A 25,624-nucleotide genomic window follows, 5' to 3' on the forward strand; every position below is an offset into this window, starting at 1 on the left:
ATGCTGGCCTATATCCTCAAACGCCTGCTGCTGATGGTGCCCACCTTGCTGGGGGTGCTGCTGATTACCTTTGTGGTGGTGCAGTTTGTGCCCGGTGGGCCGGTCGAGCAATATATGGCCGAGGCCAAGGCCGGCGCGGGTGGCAGTGGGGCGGAGGGCGGTGGTTTCAGCTACCGCGGTGCGCAGGGCGTAGACCCCAAGCGGGTCGAGCAGATCAAGGCGCTGTACGGCTTCGACAAGCCTGCGCACGAGCGCTTCTTCCAGATGCTGGGGCAGTTTGCACGCTTCGACCTGGGCAAGAGCTTTTTCCAGAACAAGGCGGTGTCGCAGCTGGTGCGCGAGAAGCTGCCGGTGTCCATCAGCCTGGGCCTGTGGACCTTTTTTCTCAGCTACCTGATCGCCGTGCCGCTGGGCGTCGCCAAGGCGGTGCGGGCCGGCTCCACCTTCGACCTGGTCACCACCTTGCTGGTACTGGTGGGCTATGCGATTCCCGGCTTTGTGCTGGGTGTGGTGCTGCTGGTGGTGTTTGGTGGGCAGCTGCAGTGGTTTCCGCTGCGCGGCCTGGTGTCCAGCAATTTTGACGAGCTGGGCTGGGGCGCGAAGATCGTCGACTACCTCTGGCACATCGCCTTGCCCATCACCGCCATGGTGCTGGGCAGCTTCGCCGTCACCGCCATCCTGACCAAGAACGCCTTCCTGGAAGAAATCCGCAAGCAGTATGTGCTGACGGCCCGCGCCAAAGGCCTGTCGGAGCGGCAGGTGCTGTGGAAGCATGTGTTTCGCAATGCGCTGATCCCCATCGTCACCGGCTTTCCGGCGGCTTTCATCGGCGCGTTCTTCACCGGCTCGCTGCTGATCGAAACCCTGTTTTCACTCGACGGCCTGGGCCTGCTGAGCTACGAGAGCGTGATCCGCCGCGACTACCCGGTGGTGCTGGGCACGCTGTATCTGTTTACCTTGATTGGCTTGGTCACCAAGCTGATTTCCGATCTCTGCTACGTGTGGGTAGACCCCCGAGTACGCTTTGACTAACACCTCTGTTTCTATTTCCCCCAGCCCGGGCAAGCGTGCCTGGCAGCGCTTCAAACGCAACCGCCTCGGTTACTGGAGCCTGGTGATTTTCTGCGTGCTGGTGGTGTTGAGCCTGCTGGCCGAGGTCCTGAGCAACGACCGCCCGCTGGTGCTGCGCTACAACGGCCAAACCTATTTCCCGCTGGTCAAGGACTATTCGGAAAAGACCTTTGGCGGAGACTTCGAAACCGCGACCGACTACCTGGACCCGTTCATCCGGGCGCAGCTGGCCAAGGACGGCAACTGGGCGATCTATCCGCCGAACCCCTACGGCCCGAAGACGCTGAACTACTTTGCCAAGTACCCGAATCCGTCCGGCCCATCGCGCGACAACCTGCTGGGCACCGACGACCGCGGCCGCGATCTGCTGGCGCAGCTGGTGTACGGCTTTCGGGTCAGTGTGTTGTTTGCGTTTGTATTGACGGCGGTGGGCGTTGTCATCGGTATCTTTACCGGAGCGATACAGGGGTATTTTGGGGGGACTACGGATCTGGTTTTTCAGCGTTTCATCGAAATCTGGAGCTCCATGCCCGCGCTCTACATGCTCATCATTTTCAGCGCCATATTTACGCCAAGTATCGGACTGCTCCTGCTGCTGCTGAGCCTGTTCGGCTGGATGGGCTTAAGCGATTACACCCGTGCCGAGTTTTTGCGCAATCGGCAGATGGACTACGTCAGAGGTGCTCGCGCATTGGGTGTGGGAAATACGCAAATTATCTGGCGCCACATACTGCCGAATAGCCTTACGCCGGTGGTGAGCTTCTTGCCTTTCCAGATGAGTGCATCCATTCTTACCTTGACCTCGTTGGACTTTCTGGGCTTGGGTGTGCCGCCCGGTACGCCGTCGCTCGGTGAATTGCTGAACCAGGGCAAGAACAACATCGACGCGTGGTGGATATCGCTGAGTACCTTTGTGGTGCTGGTGACCACGCTGCTATTGCTGACCTTCATGGGCGACGCGCTGCGCGATGCGCTGGATCCACGGAAGGTGCAGGCATGAGTTTGCTCGACGTACAGAATTTGACGGTTGGCTTCGGTGGCAAGCCGGTGGTGGACGGCATCAGCTTCCAGATCCAGCCGGGCGAAAAGTTTGCGCTGGTGGGGGAGTCGGGCTCGGGCAAGACCATCTCGGCGCTCAGCCTGCTGCGTCTGGTGGCCGACGCGCAGACGACCGGTCGGGCCCTGTTCGGCGGGCAGGATCTGCTGGCGTTGACCGAGCATCAACTGCGCGGCATCCGCGGCCAGGACATTGCGATGATCTTTCAGGAGCCGATGACGGCGCTGAACCCGCTGTTCACCGTCGGCCGCCAGATCGCCGAGGTTTTTGAGCTAAAACAGGGGTTGACGCAGCAACAGTCTGCGCAAGCAGCTATTGAAATAATAGCAAGTACCGGGATCGCCGAGCCGGCCCGCCGCGCCAACAGCTATCCGCACCAACTGAGCGGCGGCCAGCGCCAGCGCGCCATGATCGCCATGGCCCTGGCCTGCAAGCCCAAGTTGCTGCTGGCCGACGAGCCGACCACCGCACTGGACGTGACGGTGCGCAGCCAGATTCTGGCTCTGCTGTCCGATCTGCAGCGCCAGCACGGCATGGCGGTTTTGCTGATCACGCACGACCTGCACCTGGTGCGCCGCTTTGCCGACCGCGTGGCGGTGATGGAAAACGGCTGCATCGTGGAAACCGGCGCGGTGGCCACGGTATTCGGCGATCCGCAGCACGCCTACACCCGCAAGCTGATCGACAGCAAGCCGGTGCGCGATGTGGTGGCCGAGCATACCGATGCGCCCTTGCTGCAGGCCCAGGGCCTGCGCGTGGCTTACCCGACGGCGCAGCCGGGCATCAAGGGCTGGTTCCAGAAAAGCGAGTTTGTGGCCCTGCAGGACGCCAGTTTTTCGATTCCCCCCGGCCAGACCCTGGGCGTGGTGGGCGAATCGGGTTCGGGCAAGTCGACGTTGGCCCTGGCGGTGCTGGGCCTGCAAGCCTATAGCGGCGTGGTGCAGCTGGGCGGCCAGACCTGGAGCCGGGACAGTGCGCGCAACAAATCCCTGCGTGCGGCGGTGCAGGTGGTGTTCCAGGACCCGTTTTCCTCGTTGTCGCCGCGTATGACGGTGGAAGAAATCGTCGGCGAAGGCCTGCTGGTGCATGCACCCCAGCATGGCGCGGCCGAACGCCAGCGCCAGGTGATCCAGGCGCTGCTGGACGTCGGCATGTCGGAACAGCAGTTTCCCGGCTTGCTGCAGCGCTATCCCCACGCGTTTTCGGGTGGCCAGCGCCAGCGGCTGGCGATTGCCCGGGCGCTGATCGTGCAGCCACAGTTGCTGGTGCTGGACGAACCGACCAGTGCGCTGGACGTAACCATACAGAAACAGGTTTTGCAGCTATTGCAGCGCCTGCAGCGCGAGCGCGGCCTGGCCTATCTGCTGATCACCCACGACATGGAGGTGGTGCGCGCCATGGCCCACCAGGTGCTGGTGGTGCAAAACGGCGACATCGTGGAATCCGGCCCGGTGCATGCGGTGCTGGATGCGCCCCAGCATGCCTACACCCGCACTTTGGTCTCGGCCAGCGCCTGAAACGCGCCGCGTCTTTGCCGCAACACTGCGGTGCTTTCGGGATAGGGGCGTTTTGTGTCCTGCTTCGGGCTAAATCGTCAAGCCATCACCGTAAAAGCCCTTACAAATCAGTGCAATAAGCCCATTTCTGGGCTAGAATAAGAGCTCACGACCAAACGGGCGGGTAATTACCGCCCGTTTTTTTTGGTCGATTGTTTTTAACACGCTCTAAAAGAGGCTGGTTTTTCAGGCTTTTAGGGCAATTGCACACTCTCATATCACACGTGGCGTTACAAGAAATCGTTGAACAAACCGTAACCGGATTTGGTTATGACCTCGTAGAGATCGACCGCTCTGCCGGTGGTTTGCTGCGCATCACGATCGACCACCCTTGGGTCGCTGGCACACCTGAGCAATTCATCAACGTCGAAGACTGCGAAAAAGTCACCCGCCAGCTGCAGTTTGCCCTGGAAGTGGATGGCGTGGAATACAAGCGGCTGGAAGTGTCGTCGCCGGGCATCGATCGCCCGTTGCGCAACAAGAATGATTTTGAGCGTTTTGTGGGCTACGTCATCGACGTAAACCTCAAGGTGGCTATTGGCGTTGCCGCAGAGGGCAAGGTCAACGCCAACCGGAAGAAATTTCGCGGCACGCTGGAGGCGGTTGCTGCTGTCGGTGACGCGGCGCCCAGCTGGCAAATCGTCTGGAGTGACGAGCCCGAGGCCAAGCCCGGTGTGCGCGTCAGCAAGAAGCGCGTTCCAGCACCCTTGCAGGCCATGGGTTTCACCTTGGATGAGATCCGCGATGCCCGGCTGGCCCCTATCGTTAGTTTCAATGGTCGCAACGCAAAAGACACGGGTGTTGCGCAAGAGTGATGGTCCGGCGTGATGGCTGCGTAAGCACAGTCCGGCGGGTTTGATTTTTTTGGTTTAAGTGTTCAGGAGATTCGTGACATGAATCGCGAAATGTTGATGTTGGTGGATGCCATTTCACGTGAGAAGAACGTGGAGCGGGATGTCGTATTTGGCGCCGTGGAGTCGGCTTTGGCGCAAGCCACCAAAAAGCTGTACCAGGGCGAAGTGGATATCCGCGTCGCCTTGGACCGCGATAGCGGCAACTACGAAACCTTCCGCCGTTGGCTGGTGGTGCCAGACTCTGCCGGTTTGCAAAACCCCGAGGCAGAAGAGCTGGTGTCGGACGTGCGCGACGACATTCCTGACATCGAAGAAGGCGACTACATCGAGAAACCGATCGAGTCCCTGCCGATTGGCCGGATTGGCGCGATGGCCGCCAAGCAGGTCATTCTGCAAAAGATCCGCGACGCTGAACGCGAAATGCTGCTCAACGACTTCATGAGCCGTGGCGACAAGATTTTTGTCGGTACCGTCAAGCGCATGGACAAGGGCGACATCATCGTCGAGAGCGGCCGTGTCGAAGGCCGCCTGCGCCGCAACGAGATGATCCCCAAGGAAAATCTGCGCACCGGTGACCGCGTCCGCGCCATGATTATGGACGTGGACCTGACCCTGCGCGGTGCCCCCATCATCCTGTCGCGCAGCTCGCCTGCCTACATGGTCGAGCTGTTCCGCCAGGAAGTGCCGGAAATCGAGCAAGGCCTGCTGGAGATCAAATCCTGCGCCCGTGACCCCGGTTCGCGCGCCAAGATCGCTGTGTTGTCGCACGACAAGCGCGTCGATCCTATCGGCACCTGCGTCGGCGTGCGTGGTACCCGTGTCAACGGCGTGACCAACGAACTCGCCGGTGAACGCGTCGACATCGTGCTGTGGAGCGAAGACCCCGCCCAGTTCGTGATTGGCGCCCTGGCTCCGGCCAACGTCAGCTCGATCGTGGTGGACGAAGAGCGCCACGCGATGGATGTGGTGGTGGACGAAGAAAACCTGGCGATCGCGATCGGCCGCGGCGGACAAAACGTGCGCCTGGCCGCCGAATTGACCGGCTGGAAGATCAACATCATGGACGCCGCCGAGTCGGCCCAGAAGCAGGCCACCGAGACCGATTCCAGCCGCAAGCTGTTCATGGAAAAGCTCGATGTCGACGAAGAAATGGCCGACATCCTGATCCACGAAGGCTTCACCAGCCTGGAAGAAATCGCCTACGTGCCGCTGCAGGAAATGTTGGAAATCGAAAGCTTCGACGAGGAAACCGTCCACGAGCTGCGTTCGCGTGCCAAAGACGTGCTGTTGACCATGGAAATTGCCCTGGAAGAAGACGCTGAAGCGGCCGAGCCGGTCTCGCAAGACCTGAACGACCTCGAAGGTCTGACCCCTGAATTGATCGCCAAGCTCCAAGCCGGCGGCATCCACACACGCGACGATCTGGCCGACTTGGCCGGTGATGAGCTCTCCGAAATTACCGGCCAGTCTGAGGACGAGGCCACGACCTTGATCATGAAAGCGCGCGCACATTGGTTTACCAATGACGCCGCTTCTCAAGAGTAATGGTCATGAAAGGTCACACAATACATGTCCACTACTACCGTCGCCGAGTTTGCTGCTGAACTCAAAAAATCCCCTGACACCCTGCTGGAACAACTCCGGGGTGCCGGTGTTGCCAAAGCTGCCGTGTCTGACGTTCTGAGCGAGTCCGACAAGCAGCGTTTGCTGGGCTATCTGCAGGCCAGCCATGGCACAGCCACCCTGGAGCGCAAGAAGATCACCCTGGTGAAGAAATCCACCAGCGAGATCAAGCAAGCCGACTCCACCGGCCGTGCCCGCACCATCCAGGTGGAAGTGCGCAAGAAGCGTACTTTCATCAAGCGTGAAGACGAGCTGGATGTACCCGCCGAAGCCGTTGCTGTGCCCGAGCAGGAAGTCGAAGTGCCGGTCAGCAATGCTGCGGAAGAAGCCGAATTGGCCCGCCGTGAAGAAGAAGCCCGCCGCCAGGTTGAGCTGATGCGCCGCCAGGAAGAAGAACTGATCGAGAAGCGCCGCCAGCGCGAAGAGCAGGAAGCCCGCGACCGTGTAGCTGCTGAAAAAGCTGCTGCTGCGAGCGAGGCTGCTGAACGCGCCCAGGCCGAACAACAAAAGGCCGCCGTACCTGCGCCACCGTTATCTGCTGTGGGGCAAAACATCAACGCTGCGGCCGACGCCGCTGCGCTGGCCAAGGTCCAGGCCGAGGCCGCTGCTGTACAAGCCAAGGCGCAAGCCGATGCCGATGCCCGCGCCAAAGTCGCTGCCGAGTCCAAGGCCCGTGCCGACGAAGAAGCTGCCCGTGTGGTGGACCTGGGTGACCGCCGCCGCAAGGCCGAAGCCGAGGCTGCCGCCATCCGCTTGATGATGTCCACGCCCAAGAAGGTGCTGGTCGCCAAGAAGCCGGAAGAACCCAAGCCTGCCGCCAAGCCCGCCGTGGCCGATGCGGCCAAGGCCGGCATGAAGGGCACGCTGCACAAGCCTGCAGCGGGCACTGCGCCAGCCAAACCTGCCGCCAATGCACCGGCTACGCCGGGTACCGGCACGGGCAAGGAAGTCAAATCCGCCAAGCTGTCCAGCAGCTGGGCCGATCCGGCCAAGAAGAAGCCGCTGCCTACGCGTGGCGACTCCAGTGGCGGCGTGGGCCGTGGCAACTGGCGTGGTGGTCCGCGTGGCCGCCGTGGCAGCAATGACCGCGACCAGCGTGACGACAATATGTCGCAAGCACCGGTGGAAGCGCGCACGATTGAAGTGCACGTGCCTGAAACCATCACCGTGGCCGAACTGGCCCACAAGATGGCAGTCAAGGCCTCCGAGGTGATCAAGCACCTGATGAAGCTGGGCCAGATGGTTTCCATCAACCAGCCTTTGGACCAGGACACGGCCATGATCGTGGTCGAGGAAATGGGCCACAAGGCCGTGGTTGCTGCGCTGGACGATCCAGAAGCATTTACCGCTGAAGAAGTGCAACAGCAAGAGTCCGAATCCTTGCCGCGTGCACCGGTCGTGACCGTCATGGGCCACGTCGACCACGGCAAGACCTCGCTGCTGGATTACATCCGCCGCGCCAAGGTGGCCTCCGGCGAAGCCGGCGGCATTACCCAGCACATCGGTGCCTACCATGTGGAAACTGCGCGTGGCGTGGTGTCCTTCCTGGATACCCCGGGCCACGAAGCGTTTACCGCCATGCGTGCCCGTGGTGCGCAAGCGACCGACATCGTCATTCTGGTGGTAGCTGCCGACGACGGCGTGATGCCGCAAACCAAAGAAGCCATCAAGCACGCAAAAGCCGCTGGTGTGCCCATCGTGGTGGCGATCAACAAGATCGATAAACCCGATTCGAACCCCGAGCGCGTGAAGAACGAGCTGGTGATCGAAGACGTGATCCCCGAAGACTTCGGTGGTAGCTCGCCTTTCGTCTCCGTGTCGGCCAAAACCGGCCAGGGTATCGACGAACTGCTGGAACAAGTGCTGTTGCAGGCCGAAGTGCTGGAACTGAAGGCACCGGTCGATGCCATGGCCAAGGGCCTGGTGATCGAAGCCCGTCTGGACAAGGGCAAGGGCCCGGTGGCCACCGTGCTGGTGCAGTCGGGTACGCTGAAGACCGGCGACATCGTGCTGGCGGGTTCTACCTACGGCCGCGTGCGTGCCATGCTGGACGAGAACGGCAAGCCGTCCAAGTCCGCAGGTCCGTCGATCCCGGTGGAAATCCAGGGTCTGACCGAAGTACCGCAAGCTGGTGATGAATTCATGGTCTTGCTCGACGAACGTCGGGCCCGTGAAATCGCCACCTACCGTGCCGGCAAGTTCCGTAACACCAAGCTGGCCAAGCTGCAGGCCGCCAAGCTGGAAACCATGTTCACCGACATCACGGCGGGCGAGGTCAAGATGCTGCCGATCATCGTCAAGGCCGATGTGCAGGGTTCGCAAGAAGCTTTGGCCCAGTCGCTGCTCAAGCTGTCGACCGACGAAGTCAAGGTGCAAATGGTCTACGCCGCTGTGGGCGGGATCAGCGAGTCCGACGTCAATCTGGCGATCGCCTCCAAGGCCATCGTGATCGGTTTCAATGTGCGTGCCGATGCCGGCGCGCGCAAGCTGGCCGAGAACAATGCTGTCGACCTGAAGTACTACAACATCATTTACGACGCCGTCGATGAGTTGAAGGCAGCGATGGCCGGTATGCTGGCTCCCGAGCAACGCGAAGAAGTCATCGGTATGGCCGAGATCCGCACCGTGTTCGTGGCCTCCAAGATTGGTACGGTTGCAGGCTGTATGGTCACCAACGGTTCCGTCAACCGCAGTGCCCGCTTCCGTCTGCTGCGCGAAAACATCGTCATCTACACCGGTGAAATTGATTCGCTCAAGCGCGTCAAGGACGATGTACGCGAAGTGCGCGAAGGCTTCGAGTGCGGTATCAAGCTCAAGAACTACAACGACATCGCCGTCGGCGACCAGTTGGAATTCTTTGAGATCAAAGAAATCGCCCGTACCCTGTAATGGTCAAACGCAAAGCCGCTGCGCCGAATCGCAGCCTCAAAGTCGCCGACCAGATCCAGCGGGATCTGACCGAGCTGATCGCCCGCGAGTTGAAAGACCCGCGGGTGGGCATGGTCACCATCCAGGCGGTCGAGGTCACGCCCGACTATGCGCACGCCAAGGTGTTCTTCAGCGTGCTGACGGGCAACCCGGACGAATGCACCGAGGGCTTGAACCAGGCCGCAGGCTTTCTGCGCGCCGGTTTGTTCAAGCGCTTGCACATCCATACCGTGCCGACTTTGCACTTTCACTTTGACCGGACCACCGAGAAAGCCTCCGACATGAACGCGCTGATTGCGCGGGCGGTGGCATCCCGGGCCAAGGAAGACTGAGCACCATGACCGCAACGCCACGTGTACGGGTTGCCAGACGCCCCGTGCACGGGGTGCTGCTGCTGGACAAGCCTCTGGGCCTGTCGAGTAACGACGCGCTGCAAAAAGTGAAATGGCTGCTGCGCGGCGAGAAGGCGGGCCATACCGGCACGCTGGACCCGCTGGCCACCGGTGTGCTGCCCCTGTGTTTTGGGGCTGCCACCAAGTTCAGCCAGCTGCACCTGGATGCCGACAAAACCTATCTGGCCGTGGCCCGGTTGGGCGTCAAGACCAGTACCGGCGATGCCGAAGGCGATGTGATCGAGACCCGGCCGGTGGCGGTGACGCAGTCGCAGATCGATACGGTGGTGCGCCGCTTTACCGGCCCGATTCAACAGGTGCCGCCGATGTACAGCGCCTTGAAGCGCGATGGCAAGGCTTTGTATGAGTACGCACGTGAAGGCATAGAGATTGAGCGGCCTGCACGGGATGTGGAGATTTTTCAGCTGGAAGTGGCTTTGGCCGAGGTGGAATCTGCGCATGAAGCTATAAAAATAATAGCTAAATGCAGCAAAGGAACCTATATCCGCACGCTGGGCGAAGACATAGGCGAGGCCCTGGGTTGCGGTGCGCATCTGACGGGCTTGCGCCGGATTGCCACCGGCGACTTCGTGATTGGCCAATGTGTCACCTTGGCGGCGCTCGAGGCCATGACCGAAGACGAGCGGCTGGCGTGCCTGCTGCCGGTGGATGCGCTGCTGCCGCAACACCGGCGTGTCACGCTGGATACGGAGAATGCAGGGCGCTTCCTGAGCGGTGTGCGCCGCCGGGGTGACTGGCCGGACGCTGCCCATGTGGCGGTCTACAGCGAAAACCCACCGGCTTTGCTGGGCACAGCCCAGGTGAAGAGCGGTGAATTGATACCAGGGCGACTGCTAAGCCCGCTGGATATTGGCCAGATTTTGGCCCAGGCGCAAAAAGCAGAGAGCCAACCGATTTAGGAGTAGAGAAATATGAGCATTAAACAAATCCGTAATATCGCCATCATCGCCCACGTCGATCATGGCAAGACCACCATGGTCGACCAGCTGCTGCGCCAGTCCGGTACCTTTGCCGAACACGAAAAAGTGGTCGACACCGTGATGGACAACAACGCCATCGAAAAAGAACGTGGCATCACGATTCTGGCCAAGAACTGCGCCGTGACCTGGGAAGGCACGCACATCAACATCGTCGACACCCCCGGTCACGCGGACTTCGGCGGTGAAGTGGAACGTGCGCTGTCCATGGTTGACGGCGTGGTGCTGCTGATCGATGCGCAAGAAGGCCCTATGCCGCAAACCCGTTTCGTGACCAAGAAGGCCTTGGCCCTGGGTCTGAAGCCGATTCTGGTGGTGAACAAGGTGGACAAGCCCGGTGCGCGTCCCGACTTCGTGGTCAACGCGGCTTTCGACCTGTTCGACAAGCTGGGCGCCACCGACGAACAGCTGGACTTCCCCGTGGTGTATGCCTCTGGCATCAACGGCTGGTCGTCGCTGGAAGAAGGTGCGCAGGGCGAACAGTGGGGCCCCGACATGTCGGCCCTGTTCAACACCGTGCTCAAGCATGTGCCAGCGCAAAAGGGCGACCCCGAAGCGCCGCTGCAGCTGCAGATTTCGGCACTCGACTTCTCGTCTTTCGTCGGCCGTATCGGCGTGGGCCGCATCAGCCAAGGCACGATCAAGCCCATGATGGACGTGGTGGTCATGGAAGGTCCGGACGGCAAGCCCGTCAAAGGCCGTATCAACCAGGTCCTGACCTTCCAAGGTCTGGAGCGCGTGCAGGCTGCTGAAGCCGGCCCCGGCGAGATCGTGCTGATCAACGGTATTGGCGACATCGGCATCGGCGTGACCATCACCGATCCGGTCAACCCTGCACCGCTGCCCATGCTGAAGGTGGATGAGCCCACCCTGACCATGAACTTCTGCGTCAACACCAGCCCGCTGGCTGGCCGCGAAGGCAAGTACGTGACCAGCCGCCAGATCTGGGACCGCCTGCAAAAAGAACTGCAACACAACGTGGCTCTGCGCGTCAAGGAAACTGACGAAGAAGGTATCTTCGAAGTCATGGGCCGCGGCGAACTGCACTTGACCATCCTGCTGGAAAACATGCGCCGCGAAGGCTATGAGCTGGCCGTGTCCAAGCCCCGCGTGGTGATGAAGGAAGTCAACGGCGAGAAGTACGAACCCATCGAACTGGTGACCGCCGACATCGAAGACGCCCACCAAGGTGGCGTGATGCAAGCCCTGGGTGAGCGCAAGGGCGAGCTGGTGAACATGGAGCCGGACGGCCGTGGCCGAGTCCGTCTCGAATACCGCATCCCGGCCCGTGGCCTGATCGGTTTCACCAACGAATTCCTGAACTTGACCCGCGGTTCCGGCCTGATCTCCAACATCTTCGACACCTACGAGCCGCACAAAGGCGACATCGGTGGCCGCAAGAATGGCGTGCTGATCTCCATGGACGCCGGTGAAATCTTCACCTACGCGCTGGGCAAGCTGGACGACCGCGGCCGCATGTTCGTGCGCGCCAACGATCCGGTGTACGAAGGCATGATCGTCGGCATCCACAGCCGCGACAACGACCTGGTGGTCAACGCCACGCGTACCAAGCAGCTGACCAACTTCCGCGTGTCCGGCAAGGAAGACGCGATCAAGATCACGCCGCCGATCGACTGCACGCTGGAATACGGCGTCGAGTTCATCGAGGACGACGAGCTGGTGGAAATCACGCCCAAGTCGATCCGTCTGCGCAAGCGCTACCTGACCGAAAGCGAACGCAAGCGCGCTGGCCGTTGATCGGTAGCCGCGTCCACCATTAGGTGGATGACTGGCCGCTGAAACCCCGGACGCTTTGCGGCGTGCCGGGGTTTTTCTTTGCCTGCCTGATTGACAATGTAAATATGAAGCTATCCCATTCCCACGCTGTGTTCATGATGGTCCTGGTCACGCTGATGTGGTCCATCGCCGGCGTTACCACCCGGCACCTGGAGTCGGCGCACAGCTTTGAAATCACCTTCTGGCGCAGCGCTTTCACCGTGTTGTCGCTGCTGGTGATACTGCCGCTGCTGCAGGGCCGCGTGGTGTTCACCAAGATCCGCCAGGGCGGCACGGCGCTGTGGCTGTCGGGCATCTGCTGGTCGGTGATGTTCACCGCCTTCATGGTGGCGCTGAGCATGAGCCCGGTGGCCAATGTACTGGTGACCATGGCCTTGGGCCCCTTGTTCACCGCCTTGCTGGCTCGCATCTTCATCGGCCACCGGCTGCCGCTGCGGACCTGGGTGGCGATTGCGGTGGCTGGCGTGGGTATTGCCACCATGTACGGCACCCAGCTGAGCCTGGCCGGCGACTCCGGCCAGTGGGTCGGCACCCTGGTCGCGCTGTGCGTGCCGATTGCCGGTGCGGTCAACTGGACGGTGGTGCAGCGCAGCCACGCCAAGGGCCAGGATGTGGACCTGGTGCCTTCGGTGCTGGTCGGCGCCATCTTGTCGACGGCGCTGACCTTGCCGCTGGCCTTGCCGTTCCAGGCCACGCCGCACGACGTCGGCCTGCTGGCCATGCTGGGCGCGGTGCAGCTGGCGATTCCCTGCGTGCTATCGGTGTGGTGCGCACGGGTGCTGAAGGCGCCCGAGGTGTCCTTGCTGCAACTGCTGGAAGTGCTGTTCGGCATCGTTCTGGTGTGGCTGGGCGCGGGCGAGGCACCGGCCCAGTCGGTGCTGCTGGGCGGCTCGCTGGTGCTGGGCGCCCTGGTGGCGAACGAGCTGCTCGGCTGGTGGCAGCGTAAAAGCCTGGTCTAACGATCTGCTCAGCGCAGGCTGGTGCGCTGGCGTTCGACTGCGGCCTGTTCGCGTTCCACGTCTTCACGCATGGCCCGTACCTCGGCCAGCGCCTTGTGAAAGCCGTGCACCGCGCGGTCGATTTCCTGTGGCGGGGCTTCGTCCAGCTGGTGGTGGCTGGAGCTGACAAATTCCTGCGCCTGGTTGGCAATCTCGCCGGCCAGGTCGGCCTTGGTGTCGGCCATCTGCTGCGACTGCTGCATGTCGATGTCGCCAAACGAATCGGCAAACAAGCCCAGCAAGCCGTAAGCCCGGCTCAGCTCGGCCGCCAGGCGCTGCGCGTGTTCGGCTTCGCGCTGCACGGCGCTGGCGGCGGCCACCGCTTCATGCACTTCCTGCTGCCGCAGCAGCAGCGCTGTGGCCGTCTGGGCATCGCGGGCGGCGCCGGCCGCGCGGCGTGCGACATAGGCTGCCATCGCGGCCAGTGCCAGGCACAGCAGGCAGATGAGCGTGGCGGCCAGGGAGAAAACTTCGGCAGTGGTCATAGCGTCCTGGGGTAGAGGCTTTAAGCAAAATAGGCAGTTTGCGCTTATTCTGCTTGCGCGGGCTGCTATAAAAAGCAGAGTGATTCACACATTGTGCCCCAGATCGCCGGCTCTTCGCTACGGCTTGTTCTTGCCTTCCGGATAGGCGGGCAAGGGCAGGCGCTCAAAGCCGGTGCGGCGGGCCGCGGCGGTGATGCGGACCAGGGTTTCTGCGGCCGCAGCGTTGACCCAATCCCACTTGAAACGCCAGGTCCAGCAGCCCACCGTGCCCGGGGTGTTCATGCGGTGGCTGCCGTCCAGGCCCAGCACGTCCTGGAACTGGCAGATCGCATGGTTGGCCACCGACTGCGCGCAGGCACGGATCATCGCCCAGTGCACGTCGCTGCCATCGGTGTGCAGGTACTCGCCCGCATAGGCGCGCTCGCGCTCGGTGCAGTCGGCCCACCAGCCCTGGATGGTGTCGTTGTCGTGCGTGCCGCTATAGACCACGGTGTCGCGCTCGTAGTTGTGCGGCAGGAAGTTGTTGCTGGCGTCGTCAGAGAATGCGAACTGCAGAATCCGCATGCCGGGGAAGCCGGCCCGGGTGCGCAGCGCCACCACTTCGTCGGTGATCACGCCCAGGTCTTCGGCAATGATGGGCAATTTGCCCAAGGCGGCCTCGATGGCGGCGAACAGGTCGTAGTCCGGCCCGGGCATCCAGCGGCCCTTGACGGCGGTGGGTTCGCTGGCCGGGATTTCCCAGTAGCCAACAAAGCCGCGGAAGTGGTCGATGCGCACCACGTCGGCCAGGCTCAGCTGGCGCTTCACGCGCTCTATCCACCAGCTGTAGCCGTCGGCCTTCATGGCTGCCCAGTTGTACAGCGGGTTGCCCCAGCGCTGGCCGGTCTCGGAGAAGAAGTCGGGCGGCACGCCGGCGATCACGTTCGGGTTGCCGCTGGCGTCCAGTTCGTACAGATCGGGGCGGGACCAGCAGTCGCTGGAGTGGTGGGCAATGAAGATCGGCAGGTCGCCGACCATGTGCACGTTCTTCTGGTTGGCGTAGGCCTTGAGCTGCTTCCACTGCACATCAAACTGCCATTGCACAAAGCCCCAGAAGCCGATCTCCGCGGCATGCTCGGCGCGCGCCGCAGCCAAAGCCGCCGGTTCGCGCTGCGCCAGGGCTGTGGGCCATTCGGGCCAGAGCGCCGGGCTGTGCGCCTGGTCCAGCGCCATGAACAGGGTGTAGTCGGCCACCCAGCTTTTCTCGGTTAGCAGCCAGGCCTGGAAGGCCTGCTGGTCGGCCGCAGTGGCATGCTGCTGGAAACCCGCAAAAGCCTCGCGCAGCTTGTGCAAGCGCCAGGGCACGACCTGGCTGAAGTCGATTTTCTCGTCGCTGAACCGGGCGATCAGTGCGTCTTTAGCGATCCAGCCGCGCTCGACCAGCGGCTCGAAGGCCACCAGCAGCGGATTGCCGGCAAAGGCCGAGCTGCCCATATAGGGCGAGTCGCCCGGGCCGATAGGCCCCAGCGGCAGGGTTTGCCACAGCGACTGGCCGGCGGTATGCAACCAGTCGACAAAGTAATACGCGTTCGGCCCGAAGTCGCCGCAGCCATGCGGGCCGGGCAGGGAGGTGGGGTGCAGCAGGACGCCCGCGCTGCGTTGGTTCAAAAGATCGGAAGCCATGGTTGGTCCCCAGAATGTGGAAGAAAGATCAGGCGGCGAACCAGCTGAAGCCTTTGGGTGGCAGGGTAAGCACTCCTTGGGCCAGGTCGTGCGTGCCGTAGATCAAGCGCCAGTTGCTTCCACCCGGCACAGCGACGTTCACCGTATCCGCCGACAGGTTCTGCACCACCAGCACACGCTGTGCGGCCGTGCCGCGCACATAGGCGAGGACGCGGTCGTCTAGGCCAGCCAGCGGCTGGAAGCTGCCCCCGGACAGGGCTGGATGCGCGCGGCGCACCGCCAGCATGGCGCGCACGCCCGCATGGGTACGGGCCGGCAGGCTGGCCGGGTCGGCCAGTGCGGCATCGACGGCCGGCCAATCGACCGCGCCACGCACCCGGTAGCGCGCGTCCTGGTAGCCGGTCAGGGCTTCCTGCTCGCGCTGGAACTGTTCGTCGTTGGGCTTGGCGAACTCGTCGCCGTAGAACACCACTGGCGTACCCAGCAGGGTGAAGCTGATGCTGAAGGCCAGTTGCAGCGCCGCCGGGTCGTGGCGGAACAGATCCACCAGGCGCGAGGCAATGCCTTCGCCCTGGCGGAAGTCCCACTCGGGCTGCAGGCAGTAGGCAGCGTGGATGGCTTTGCGCTCGGCCGGCGTGACCATCTCCAGGGTTAGCTCGTCATGGCAGCGCAGGAACGAGAACCAGCCGCAGTCGGCCGGAATCTCCGGCGTGAAGGCGGTCGACAGGGTTTCGAAAATCGGCTTTGCCGAGCCCTGGGCCAGCGCCAGGTAGATGCGCGGCATCACCGGGAAATGGTAGGCCGCCTGGCATTCGTCGCTGTCGCCGAAATAGGTGACCACCTCGGCCGGCGGCTGGCAGGCCTCGGCTAGCAGGATGGTGCCGGGGCGCACGGCATCCAGCACCGCGCGGAAGAACTTGACGATGGTGTGCGTGCCCGGCAGGTTCTCGCAGATCGTGCCTTCTTCCTTCCACAGATAGGGAATCGCGTCGGCGCGGAAGCCGTCCACGCCCTGCGCCACCCAGAACAGCAGCACCCGGCACATGGCCAGCAGCACCTCGGGGTTGCGGTAGTTCAGGTCCGGCTGCGAGTCGAAGAAGCGGTGGAAGAAATAGGTGCCAGGATCTTCCGGCAACGGGTGCCAGTTGCTCGGCATCATGCCCTTGAAGATGATGCGCGCTTCCTTGTAGCGCTCTGTCGTGTCGCTCCAGATGAAGTAGTCGCGGTAGGGATTGTCCGGCCCCTTGCGGGCCTCCTGGAACCAGTGGTGCTGGTCCGAACAGTGGTTCATCGCCACGTCGAAGATCACCCGGATGCCACGGCGGTGCGCCTCGGCCAAGAACTCGCCAAACGTGGCCTGGGCCGCGGCATCGCTGCCACCCACCAGCTCGCTGCGGATCTTGGTGTAGTCACTGATGTCAAATCCCGCGTCGCGCATGGGCGAATCGAGTATCGGCAGCAGCCACAGGCAGGTCACGCCCAGATCCTGCAGATAACCCAGGCGGGTAGTCAGGCCTTGGAAGTCCTGGTTGAACAGGTCGACGTAGAGCGAGTACACCACCACCTCCTTGAACCAGGTGGCGGGCGGCGGCGGGCTGGCGGCCTGGGCGGCGGCTTGTAGCTCGGTGAAGAAGGGCTCCAGCTGGTCAACCGGCTGGTCGGGGTAGAGCTGCTGCCAGAGTTGCTGCAGCTTCAGGCGCATTTTTTCGGGGGGTACGGCGTGCATCTTGGTTTCTCCAAAGCGCTTTGAAGGCGCGGCGGAGCGGATTGTACGGTGGGTGCAGCGCCGGGGAATACGGGTTGTTGCTAGGAGCTCGCTTTACGGGTCGGCAGGCGCAGCAAGCCGGTGGCCAAGGCGGTGCCAAAGACCACCACCAGGCCGCAGCCCAGCATCCAGGGCGTCAGTGTTTCGCCCAGGAACACCGCGCCGTAGAACAGGGCAAACACCGGCACCACAAAGGTCACGGTCAGCGTCTTGGCCGGGCCTACATTGCTGATCAGCCGGAAGAACAGGATGTAGGCCAGCCCGGTGCAGACCACGCCCAGCACCAGCACCGCCAGCCAGGCGTGGCCGCTAGGCCAGTGCGCGGGCCAGAGCCAGAGGGCCGGCAATGCCAGCCCCAGAGTCGCGCCGATCTGGCTGCCGGTGGCAGTGACCATGGGCGGCACCTGCATCAGAAAGCGCTTGGTGTAGCTGCCGCTGATGCCATAGCAAATCGATGCCAGCAGGCAGGCCAGTACCGCCCAGCCGGGCGCAATGCCGTTGGCGTCGGGCTTGAAGCTGGCCTTGTCCCAGGCCAGCAGGGCCACGCCGACGAAGCCGATCACCAGGCCCAGGCTGCGCGAGGCATTCGGCCGGTCGTTCAGCCAGGCCCAGGCGATCAACGCGCCAAACAGCGGCACGGTGGCGTTCAGGATGGCCGACAAGCCGGTGGTGATGGACAGCAGCGCAAACGAAAACAACGCGAACGGAATACCCGAATTCAGCATGCCGATCAGCAGCACCGGCTTCCAGTGCCGGCGCAGATCGGGCAGCAGGCCGCGCAGCCAGATCAGCGGCAGCAAGGACAGCGCCGCCACCAGCACGCGCACGGCGGCGGTGGGCACGGCGCCAAATTCCAACACCGTAATGCGCATGAACAGAAAGGAGGCGCCCCAGATCGCCGCCAGCGCGGCGAAGTCCAGCAGCCAGGGTTTGGCTTTGGCTGTGGCGGGCACGGCGCTCACAGCAGCACCGCCTGGCGCGTGGCCTCGCGCTGCAGCAGCGCAGTCTTGCGCGGTAGCCCGCCCGCGTAGCCGGTGAGTGAGCCGTCCGAGCCCAGCACCCGGTGGCAGGGCACGATCACGCTGACAGGGTTGCGCCCGACCGCGCCGGCCACCGCCCGCACCGCGCTGGGCCGGCCCAGGCTGTGGCTGAGCGCGCCATAGGTGGTGGTGGCGCCAGTGGGAATCCGCAGCAGCGCCTGCCACACGGCTTGCTGGAAGGCAGTGCCGCCGCGCAGGTCCAGCGGCACCTGGAAGTCGGACACGTCGCCGCCGAAATAGGCCTGCATTGCGTCCTGGGTCTGGCGCAGCACCGGGTGCTCCGGCTGGGTGGGCCAATGTGCGATGTCGGGCAGGTGCTTCTGGGCGTCGAACCACAGGCCGCACAGGCCCACGTCGGTCGCGGCGGCCAGCATGGGGCCGAGCGGGGTGTCGAAGCGGGTCTGTACCGCGGTGTCAGGGAATTGCATAAGAAATAAGGGGTTTGCGCAGATAGTTTAAGCGATGGCAGCTATATTTTTGATAGTAATCGGAGCGGGCGGAACGAGCGGAAGGGGCAGCTCGGCCCAGGCGCGCAGCACGGCGTAGCTGCGCCAGGGCTTCCAGGCCTGGGAGGCAGCTTCGGCGGCGCGGCCCGGGTATTTCTCGTCCTGCACGCCCAGTGCCTTGTGCAGCGCCACGTCGCCGGCCGGAAAGGCATCGGGCCAGCGCAGCGCCCGCATGGCAATGTACTGCGCGGTCCAGTCGCCTATGCCGGGTAGGGTTTTCAGCGCCTCCACCGTGGCATGCACCTGGGCACCGCCGTGCAGCTGCAGCTGGCCGTCGGCGACCGCGCGGGCCAGGGCCAGGATGGCGGCCTGGCGCTGCCGCACGATGCCCAACTGGCCGAGCGCGTCGCCCGGCAGCTGTGCCAGCACCGCCGGCGTGGGGAACAGTCGGCTGAGTTCCGGGATAGGCGTGTCTATAGTCTCGCCAAAGCCATCCACCAGGCGCTGCGCCAGCGTGCGGGCCGCGGCCACGGTGATCTGCTGGCCCAGCACGGCGCGCACCGACAGCTCGAAGCCGTCCAGTGCCCCTGGCACGCGCAGGCCATCGCCGTCGGGAAAGCGGCCGTGCAGCACGCGGTTGATGGCTTTGGGGTCGGCGTCCAGGTCAAGCAGGGCGCGCACGCGGTGGATCACCAGGGGCAGCAAGCCGTGCAGCGAGTCGCTGACGTGCAGCAGCACATGGTGGCGCTCGGGTACGAACTCGGCCGTCAGCCAGCCGCGGTGCACCGCACCTGCAGATTCCAGGCAAAAAGTGCGTGCGACGCAGGTAGTACCGACGCTACCAGCTACGGATTCGATAGCGTTGATCTGGCGCTTCTGCAGAAAGGCCAGCATGGCCGGCACGTCGTACGGCGGGCGGTAGCCGAGGCGGATGGCCGTGCCACCCAAGCTGGTGGTTGCCGGCTTGCTGCGCCGCAGCTGGGACGGGTTCAGCCCGTAATGTGCGGCAAACACTGCGTTGAAGCGGCGCACGCTGGCAAAGCCGCTGACCAGCGCGATCTGGGCGATGGGCAGCTGGGTGTCGGCCAGCAGCTGCTTGGCCGTCAGCAGGCGCCGGGTCTGCAGGTATTGCAGCGGCGACACGCCGAACTGGGCCTCGAAAATCCGCCGCAGATGCCGGTCGCTGATGCCCAGGCGCGTGGCCAGGGCTTGCGCGCTGGCCGACTCGGTGGACCAGGCGGCGGGCTCGTCGAGCAGCCGTGCGGCCTGGTGGGCCAGGATGCTGGTTGCGTCCTGGAACGACCAGACCAGCGAGTGCGGTGCCAGCTCGGGCCGGCAGCGCAGGCAGGGGCGAAAGCCGGCACTCTCGGCCTGGGCCGCATGGCCGAAGAAGCGGCAGTTTTCGCGCTTCGGCGTTTTCACGCTGCAGACCGGCCGGCAGTAGATGCCGGTGGAGGTCACGCCGGTGAAAAAACAGCCGTCAAAGCGCGCGTCGCGGGCCTGCATGGCCAGGTAGCAGGCGTCGTCGTTGCGCAGGGTTTCGGGGGTCATGCTTTGAATGGTAAGCCAGCCCCGGCAGGCAACTAGCCGTTTTCGGACCTGTGGCCTGCCGGGCGGGTGCTTTGCCTGTGCTTCACACAATGGCCGCAATACTCCGGAATACGCCGCAAGACTCTGGGAGAATCCAAGCATGTACCAACCTATCGTGGAGTTGTCTGGCGCCGAATGGGCCGGACGCGAAAGTAATGATGACGTGATACAGGCGCTGGAGCAGGGCGGCGTGCTGTATTTCCCGGGTATGGCGTTCGAAATGTCGGCGCAAGAGCAGCGATTGCTGCGCGCCGATCTGCGCGACCCGAAAGCCCGCAACATCAGCCAGCCGGCCCGCGGTGTGGTCAAAGGCGCTACCGGCACGCCGGAAGAGCTGGAGCTGCTGAACGCCATGATGCGGCGCTACCGCCACCAGGCGCTGCAGCTGGTGAACGAGATGTTTCCCCGCTACAGCGCGCATCTGCGCATCGAACCCACCAGCTACCGGCCCACCGAAGTCGCATCGCGCGTCCAGTCCTGGCGCGCCGACGACCGGCGCCTGCATGTGGATGCGTTTCCGTCGCGGCCGAACCGGGGCGAGCGGATTCTGCGGGTGTTCAGCAACCTGAATCCGCAGCAGCCGCGCATGTGGCGGGTTGGCGAGTCGTTCGAGGCGATGGCCCAGCAGTTCCTGCCCTTGATTCCGGCTTTCCGCCCTTGGGAGGCGCGTTTGCTGCGCAGTCTGCGCATTACCAAATCCCTGCGCAGCGAGTACGACCACATGATGCTGCAGCTGCACGACCACATGAAGCGCGACCTCCGTTACCAGCGCGAGGCGCCGCGCACCGTGGCCGCGTTTGCGCCGGGCAGCACCTGGGTGTGTTTCTCCGACCAGACCTTGCACGCCGTGGACAGCGGCCAGTTCATGCTGGAGCAGACTTTCTTTATGCCGCCGCAGCACCAGTACCGGCCGGACCAGAGCCCGCTGGGCATCTTGACGCGCCTCAAGGGGCGTGAACTGCAAGGCGCCCGGTTATAGCTTTATAGCTGCAGTCCGGCCCCGGCCGCGGCCAGCAGCACCAGGCTGTGGGCGGGCAGCGGAAACACCACCTCGCCCTGGCCCTGCCAGCTGCTCAGCCCGCGCGGGTGGCTGCTGTCCAGCACGCATTGCCAGACGCCGGCGGGCAGCAGGAACGCGTCTTCGGTACTGCCGGCGTTGACCAGCAACAGTAGCGGCGCCTTGGCCCGTCCCGGCTTGCCGATCAGGCAGCCGAGGGCGCGGTACTGCGGGTCGTGCCAGGAGTTGCCTTCCAGTGGCACGCCGCTGCCGCGCAGCCAGGCCAGGTCGTGCAGGCCCAGGGCGTCGGCCACGCCGCTGTACCAGTGGTTGGCGAAGGGCAGGGCCTGGCGGCGCAGCGCGATGACGCGGGTGGTGAAGGCGATCAGGTCTTCATCGGCGGCCGCCCAGTCGATCCAGGTGGTTGGGTTGTCCTGGCAATAGGGGTTGTTGTTGCCGCCCTGGGTATGGCCTAATTCGTCTCCAGCGCAGACCAGTGGTGTGCCTTGTGCTAGCAAAGTGGTAGCAAGCAGGGCGCGTTGCAGGCGCCCGCGCAAGGCGTTGACGACCGGGTCTTCGCTCGCGCCTTCGGCGCCGCAGTTGAAGTTCAGGCTGTGGCCGTGGCCGTCGCGGTTCTCTTCACCGTTGGCTTCGTTGTGGCGCTGGTTGTAGCTGACCAGGTCGCGCAGGGTGAAGCCGTCGTGCGACACCACATAGTTGACCGATTCGGCCGGCGCGCGCTGGCGTGGCTGGTAGATGTCGGACGAGCCGCACAGGCGCAGGGCCAGGTCGGCACGGGTGTTTTCCAGCTGCACCGCGTCGGGGGCGGCGGCGGTCTGTACCCAGAAGCCGCGCATGCTGTCGCGGAAATGGTCGTTCCATTCAAGCCAGCCGCGCGGGAAGCCGCCGGTCTGGTAGCCACCCGGGCCCAGGTCCCAGGGTTCGGCAATCATCTTCACGCGCGAAAGCACCGGGTCTTGCGCCACGGCGGTGAAGAACGCGCTGTTGCGGTCAAAGCCGTGGTCGGTGCGGCCCAGCACCGGCGCCAGGTCGAAACGGAAGCCGTCGACGTGCATCTCGCCGACCCAGTAGCGCAGGCTGTCCATCACCATCTGCAGCACGCGCGGCTGGCGGATGTCCAGTGTGTTGCCGCAGCCGGAGTAGTTGTCGTAGTAGGCGGGCGCGTCGGGCGGCAGGCGGTAGTAGCTGGCGTTGTCCAGGCCGCGGAAGCTGATGGTCGGGCCGTCTTCGCCGGATTCGGCCGTGTGGTTGTAGACCACGTCCAGCAGCACCTCCAGCCCGGCAGCGTGCAGGTTCTTGACCATGGTACGGAATTCGTCGCGCGGCGACAGGCCATCGGCGCCGCTGGCCATGCGCGGGTCGACGCTGAAGAAGCCCAGGGTGTTGTAGCCCCAGTAGTTGCCCAGGCCCATGCCGACCAGCCGCTCTTCGCTGAGTGCGTAATGCACCGGCAGCAGGCTGACCGCGGTAATGCCCAGGCGCCGCAGATGGGCCACCGACGCCGGATGCGCCAGCCCCGCATAGCTGCCGCGCAGCGCGGGCGGCACGTTTTCATTGAGCTTGGAGAAGCCTTTGACATGGCACTCGTAGATCACCGAGTCGGCCAGCGGCACTTGCGGCGGCTGGTCGCCACGCCAGTCGAAATGATCAAAAACGACGCGGGCTTTCAGCGCCAGCGCGGCGTTGTCGCGGGTGTCCATGTGGCGCGGATGCAGCCGGTCGCCGGCAAAGTGCTCGTCGCGCCAGCTGAATTGGCCCACGATATCGCGCGCGTACGGGTCGAGCAGTAACTTGGATGCATCAAAACGGTGCCCCCGGTCGGGCCGCCAGGCGCCGTGCGCACGCAGGCCGTAGACCAGGCCGGGCTGGGCGCCGGGCAGGTAGCCGTGCCATACGTCGCTGGTGTGGGCCGGCAGGCGGAAGCGGGTGATTTCATGCTGGCCGCTGGGGTCGAACACGCAGACCTCCATGGCCTGCGCATGGGCTGAAAACACGGCGAAGTTCACGCCTTTGCCGTCAAAGCTGCTGCCCAAGGGCCAAGGTTGGCCAGGCTGTACGGTGGGTACGGCCGGCAGGGCGGAGCGCTCTGTGGGGAGCTTGGGGTGGGATGGCGTTTTCAGGCTTTCCATTCGAGGAAGACGGTGGCCAGTGGCGGTAGGTTAAGGACGACCGAATGGGCCTGGCCGTGCCAGGCGGTGTCGTCTGCCGTGGCTGTTGCAAGTGGCGTGCCCACATTGCTGCCGCCGTAGTGGGCCGAGTCGGTGTTCAGCCGTTCGTGGTAGGTGCCAGGCTGGGGTACACCGAGCCGGTAGCCGTTCCAGACGTTCGGGGTGAAGTTGCATACCGCCACTATAAAGGAGCGTTTATCCAGGCCGCGGCGCACAAAGCTGAGCACCGAGTGTTCGGTATCGTTGTGCTCCAGCCACTCGAATCCGGCCGGCACAAAGTCCAGCTGGTACAGCGCTGGCGTGGCTTTGTACAGGGTGTTCAGGTCGCGCACCAGGCACTGTATGCCGGCATGCGGCGCGTGCTCCAGCAGATGCCAATCCAGGCTTTGGTCGTGGTTCCATTCGCGGTCCTGGGCAAATTCGCAGCCCATGAACAGCAGCTTCTTGCCCGGATGCGCATACATGTAGCCCAGGAAGGCGCGCAGGTTGGCAAACTGCTGCCAGCGATCGCCCGGCATCTTGTTCAGTAGTGAGCCCTTGCCGTGCACCACTTCGTCGTGCGAAATCGGAAGCACGAAGTTTTCGGTGAACGCATAGACCAGGCTGAAGCTGATCTCGCCCTGGTGGTGCTTGCGGTAGATCGGGTCGCGCTCCATATAGGCCAGGGTGTCGTGCATCCAGCCCATATTCCATTTGTAGTGGAAGCCCAGGCCACCCGCGTAGGTGGGTCGCGAGACCGAGGGGAAGGCGGTGGACTCCTCGGCCAGGGTGATGGCCTGCGAGCGCTCGGTGCCGACGACCTCGTTCATGCGCTTGAGGAAGGCGATGGTTTCCAGGTTCTCGCGCCCGCCATGCACATTGGGAATCCATTCGCCGGCCTTGCGGCTGTAGTCGCGGTACAGCATGGAAGCCACGGCGTCGACACGCAGGCCATCGACGCCAAAGCGCTCCAGCCAGTACAGGCTGTTGCCGACCAGAAAGTTGCTGACCTCGGTGCGCCCCAGGTTGTAGATCAGGGTGTTCCAGTCGTTGTGGAAGCCTTCGCGCGGGTCGGCGTATTCGTACAAGTGCGTGCCGTCGAAGTTGCCCAGGCCATGCGCGTCGGTGGGGAAGTGGGCGGGCACCCAGTCCAGTATCAGGCCCACGCCTTTGGCATGGCAGTGGGCTACGAAGCGGGCGAAACCCGCCGGGTCACCGAAGCGGGCGGTAGGCGCGTACATGCCGACTGGCTGGTAGCCCCAGGAGCCGTCGAACGGGTGTTCGCTGATGGGCAGTAGCTCCAGGTGGGTAAAGCCCATCTCGACGGCATACGCCACCAGGCTGTCGCCGAGTTCGTCCCAGTCCAGCCACTGGTTACCCTCTTTGCGCCGCCACGAGCCCAGATGGACTTCGTAGATGCTGATCGGTGCGTCCAGGGCGTTGGCATGCTTGCGATCGGCCGAAGGCGGCACGAAGGGTTGCAGCTGGGCCACCACGCTGGCGGTGGCCGGGCGCAGTTCAGCCTGCAAGGCATAGGGGTCGGCGCGGGCCGGCAGCACCTCGCCGCTTTGGCTGCGGATCTCGAATTTGTATTTGGCACCGGCTTGCACGCCGGGCAGGAACAGCTCCCACACGCCGCACTCGCGTCGGCAGCGCATGGGGTGGCAGCGGCCGTCCCAGAAGTTGAAGTCGCCGACCACGCTGACCCGGCTGGCGTTCGGCGCCCACACGGCAAAACGGGTGCCGGCCACGCCGTCCATCACGCTGGGTCGTGCACCCAGCACCTCGTAAGGGCGCAGATGCGTGCCTTCGCCCAGCAGCCAGACATCCATCTCGGCCAATACCAGCGGGAACCGGTACGGGTCTTCGATGCTGGCGCTATGGCCATCGCTCCATTCCACCTGCAGGCGGTAGGCGGTGCCGGGCAGCAGTGCGACCTCGCCTTCAAAAAAACCGGTTTCGTCTTGCTGCACCAGCGGCCCCAGCAGCACGCCCTTGGCCGACGCCACGGCCACGCTACGCGCCCCTGGCAGAAAGCAGCGCACCGAGGTGCGGCCGGCGGCTGCCGCATGGGGGCCCAGCACCGCAAAGGGGTCGCCGTGGCGTGCGCCACAAATCATTTCAACATCGTGGGCGTGCAGCATAGGAACCGATCTTGGAGTGGGTTTAATCAGGAATGGACGGCGCTATGCGGTGT

At 63.8% G+C, this 25,624-nt stretch carries 19 protein-coding genes; 11 read left to right on the forward strand and 8 right to left on the reverse strand.

What is annotated here, in order from left to right; all coding sequences use genetic code 11:
- The 10 genes from J2X19_RS07985 (at position 1) to J2X19_RS08030 (ending at position 13,235) form a co-directional block, all read left to right on the forward strand.
- A complete protein-coding gene (locus tag J2X19_RS07985) occupies positions 1-1,032 on the forward strand; it encodes a microcin C ABC transporter permease YejB (protein WP_116608030.1) in 1,032 nt (343 codons plus the stop codon).
- Positions 1,025-2,071 carry an ABC transporter permease gene (locus J2X19_RS07990; RefSeq protein WP_116608029.1) on the forward strand — a complete coding sequence of 349 codons (1,047 nt, stop codon included), beginning with the start codon at positions 1,025-1,027 and terminating at the stop codon, positions 2,069-2,071. The genes J2X19_RS07985 and J2X19_RS07990 overlap by 8 nt, the downstream gene beginning before the upstream one ends.
- Complete coding sequence (locus tag J2X19_RS07995) at positions 2,068-3,645, forward strand: ABC transporter ATP-binding protein (protein WP_310372223.1); 1,578 nt, start codon at positions 2,068-2,070, stop codon at positions 3,643-3,645. The genes J2X19_RS07990 and J2X19_RS07995 overlap by 4 nt, the downstream gene beginning before the upstream one ends.
- Positions 3,646-3,908: 263 nt before the next feature.
- Positions 3,909-4,499 (forward strand): ribosome maturation factor RimP, encoded by a 591-nt coding sequence (gene rimP, locus J2X19_RS08000; RefSeq protein ID WP_310372225.1) that lies wholly within the window; start codon positions 3,909-3,911, stop codon positions 4,497-4,499.
- 78 nt (positions 4,500-4,577) lie between these two features.
- Positions 4,578-6,083 (forward strand): transcription termination factor NusA, encoded by a 1,506-nt coding sequence (nusA, locus tag J2X19_RS08005; RefSeq protein WP_310372228.1) that lies wholly within the window; start codon positions 4,578-4,580, stop codon positions 6,081-6,083.
- 24 nt (positions 6,084-6,107) lie between these two features.
- On the forward strand, positions 6,108-9,050 hold the full coding sequence (infB, locus tag J2X19_RS08010; protein ID WP_310372230.1) for a translation initiation factor IF-2: 2,943 nt from the start codon (positions 6,108-6,110) through the stop codon (positions 9,048-9,050).
- Positions 9,050-9,421, forward strand: a complete 372-nt coding sequence (gene rbfA, locus J2X19_RS08015) for a 30S ribosome-binding factor RbfA (RefSeq protein ID WP_092760825.1) — start codon at positions 9,050-9,052, stop codon at positions 9,419-9,421. Before infB ends, rbfA begins: the two co-directional genes overlap by 1 nt.
- A 5-nt stretch (positions 9,422-9,426) precedes the next feature.
- Positions 9,427-10,401, forward strand: a complete 975-nt coding sequence (gene truB / locus J2X19_RS08020; protein ID WP_310372232.1) for a tRNA pseudouridine(55) synthase TruB — start codon at positions 9,427-9,429, stop codon at positions 10,399-10,401.
- A gap of 12 nt (positions 10,402-10,413) precedes the next feature.
- Complete coding sequence (gene typA / locus J2X19_RS08025) at positions 10,414-12,237, forward strand: translational GTPase TypA (protein WP_116608024.1); 1,824 nt, start codon at positions 10,414-10,416, stop codon at positions 12,235-12,237.
- A 104-nt stretch (positions 12,238-12,341) separates the two neighbouring features.
- Entirely contained in the window at positions 12,342-13,235 is an 894-nt protein-coding gene (locus tag J2X19_RS08030) for a DMT family transporter (RefSeq protein ID WP_116608023.1), read from the forward strand.
- Positions 13,236-13,243: 8 nt separating this feature from the next.
- Here J2X19_RS08030 and J2X19_RS08035 read toward each other — a convergent pair whose 3' ends face one another.
- The 6 genes from J2X19_RS08035 to J2X19_RS08060 all read right to left on the reverse strand — a co-directional run bounded on the left by J2X19_RS08035 (position 13,244) and on the right by J2X19_RS08060 (position 20,223).
- Positions 13,244-13,759 carry a hypothetical protein gene (locus tag J2X19_RS08035; RefSeq protein WP_116608022.1) on the reverse strand — a complete coding sequence of 172 codons (516 nt, stop codon included), beginning with the start codon at positions 13,757-13,759 and terminating at the stop codon, positions 13,244-13,246.
- Between the two features lie 117 nt (positions 13,760-13,876).
- Positions 13,877-15,421, reverse strand: coding sequence for a 4-alpha-glucanotransferase (gene malQ, locus J2X19_RS08040; RefSeq protein WP_310372239.1), 1,545 nt, complete (start codon positions 15,419-15,421; stop codon positions 13,877-13,879).
- A 28-nt stretch (positions 15,422-15,449) separates the two neighbouring features.
- The gene (locus J2X19_RS08045) at positions 15,450-17,147 is read right to left on the reverse strand and encodes an alpha-amylase family glycosyl hydrolase (RefSeq protein WP_310372242.1); all 1,698 of its coding nucleotides are present in this window, start codon (positions 17,145-17,147) and stop codon (positions 15,450-15,452) included.
- An 80-nt stretch (positions 17,148-17,227) separates the two neighbouring features.
- Positions 17,228-18,148 (reverse strand): DMT family transporter, encoded by a 921-nt coding sequence (locus J2X19_RS08050; protein WP_310372244.1) that lies wholly within the window; start codon positions 18,146-18,148, stop codon positions 17,228-17,230.
- Positions 18,145-18,654 (reverse strand): methylated-DNA--[protein]-cysteine S-methyltransferase, encoded by a 510-nt coding sequence (locus J2X19_RS08055; RefSeq protein ID WP_310372246.1) that lies wholly within the window; start codon positions 18,652-18,654, stop codon positions 18,145-18,147. Before J2X19_RS08055 ends, J2X19_RS08050 begins: the two co-directional genes overlap by 4 nt.
- 27 nt (positions 18,655-18,681) lie before the next feature.
- A complete protein-coding gene (locus J2X19_RS08060) occupies positions 18,682-20,223 on the reverse strand; it encodes a DNA-3-methyladenine glycosylase 2 family protein (RefSeq protein ID WP_310372248.1) in 1,542 nt (513 codons plus the stop codon).
- Positions 20,224-20,362: 139 nt separating this feature from the next.
- Between J2X19_RS08060 and J2X19_RS08065 the strand changes: the two genes are divergently transcribed.
- Complete coding sequence (locus J2X19_RS08065) at positions 20,363-21,241, forward strand: Kdo hydroxylase KdoO (RefSeq protein WP_310372250.1); 879 nt, start codon at positions 20,363-20,365, stop codon at positions 21,239-21,241.
- 2 nt (positions 21,242-21,243) lie between these two features.
- On the opposite strand, the gene glgX is transcribed toward J2X19_RS08065, so the two are convergent.
- Positions 21,244-23,409: a glycogen debranching protein GlgX gene (glgX, locus tag J2X19_RS08070; RefSeq protein ID WP_310372252.1), complete on the reverse strand. Its 2,166-nt coding sequence runs from the start codon at positions 23,407-23,409 to the stop codon at positions 21,244-21,246.
- Positions 23,397-25,571, reverse strand: a complete 2,175-nt coding sequence (glgB, locus tag J2X19_RS08075; protein WP_310372254.1) for a 1,4-alpha-glucan branching protein GlgB — start codon at positions 25,569-25,571, stop codon at positions 23,397-23,399. The genes glgX and glgB overlap by 13 nt, the downstream gene beginning before the upstream one ends.
- Positions 25,572-25,624: the final 53 nt, after the last annotated feature.

Source organism: Rhodoferax ferrireducens, assembly GCF_031458075.1.
Taxonomy (GTDB): Bacteria; Pseudomonadota; Gammaproteobacteria; order Burkholderiales; family Burkholderiaceae_C; genus Rhodoferax_B; species Rhodoferax_B ferrireducens_A.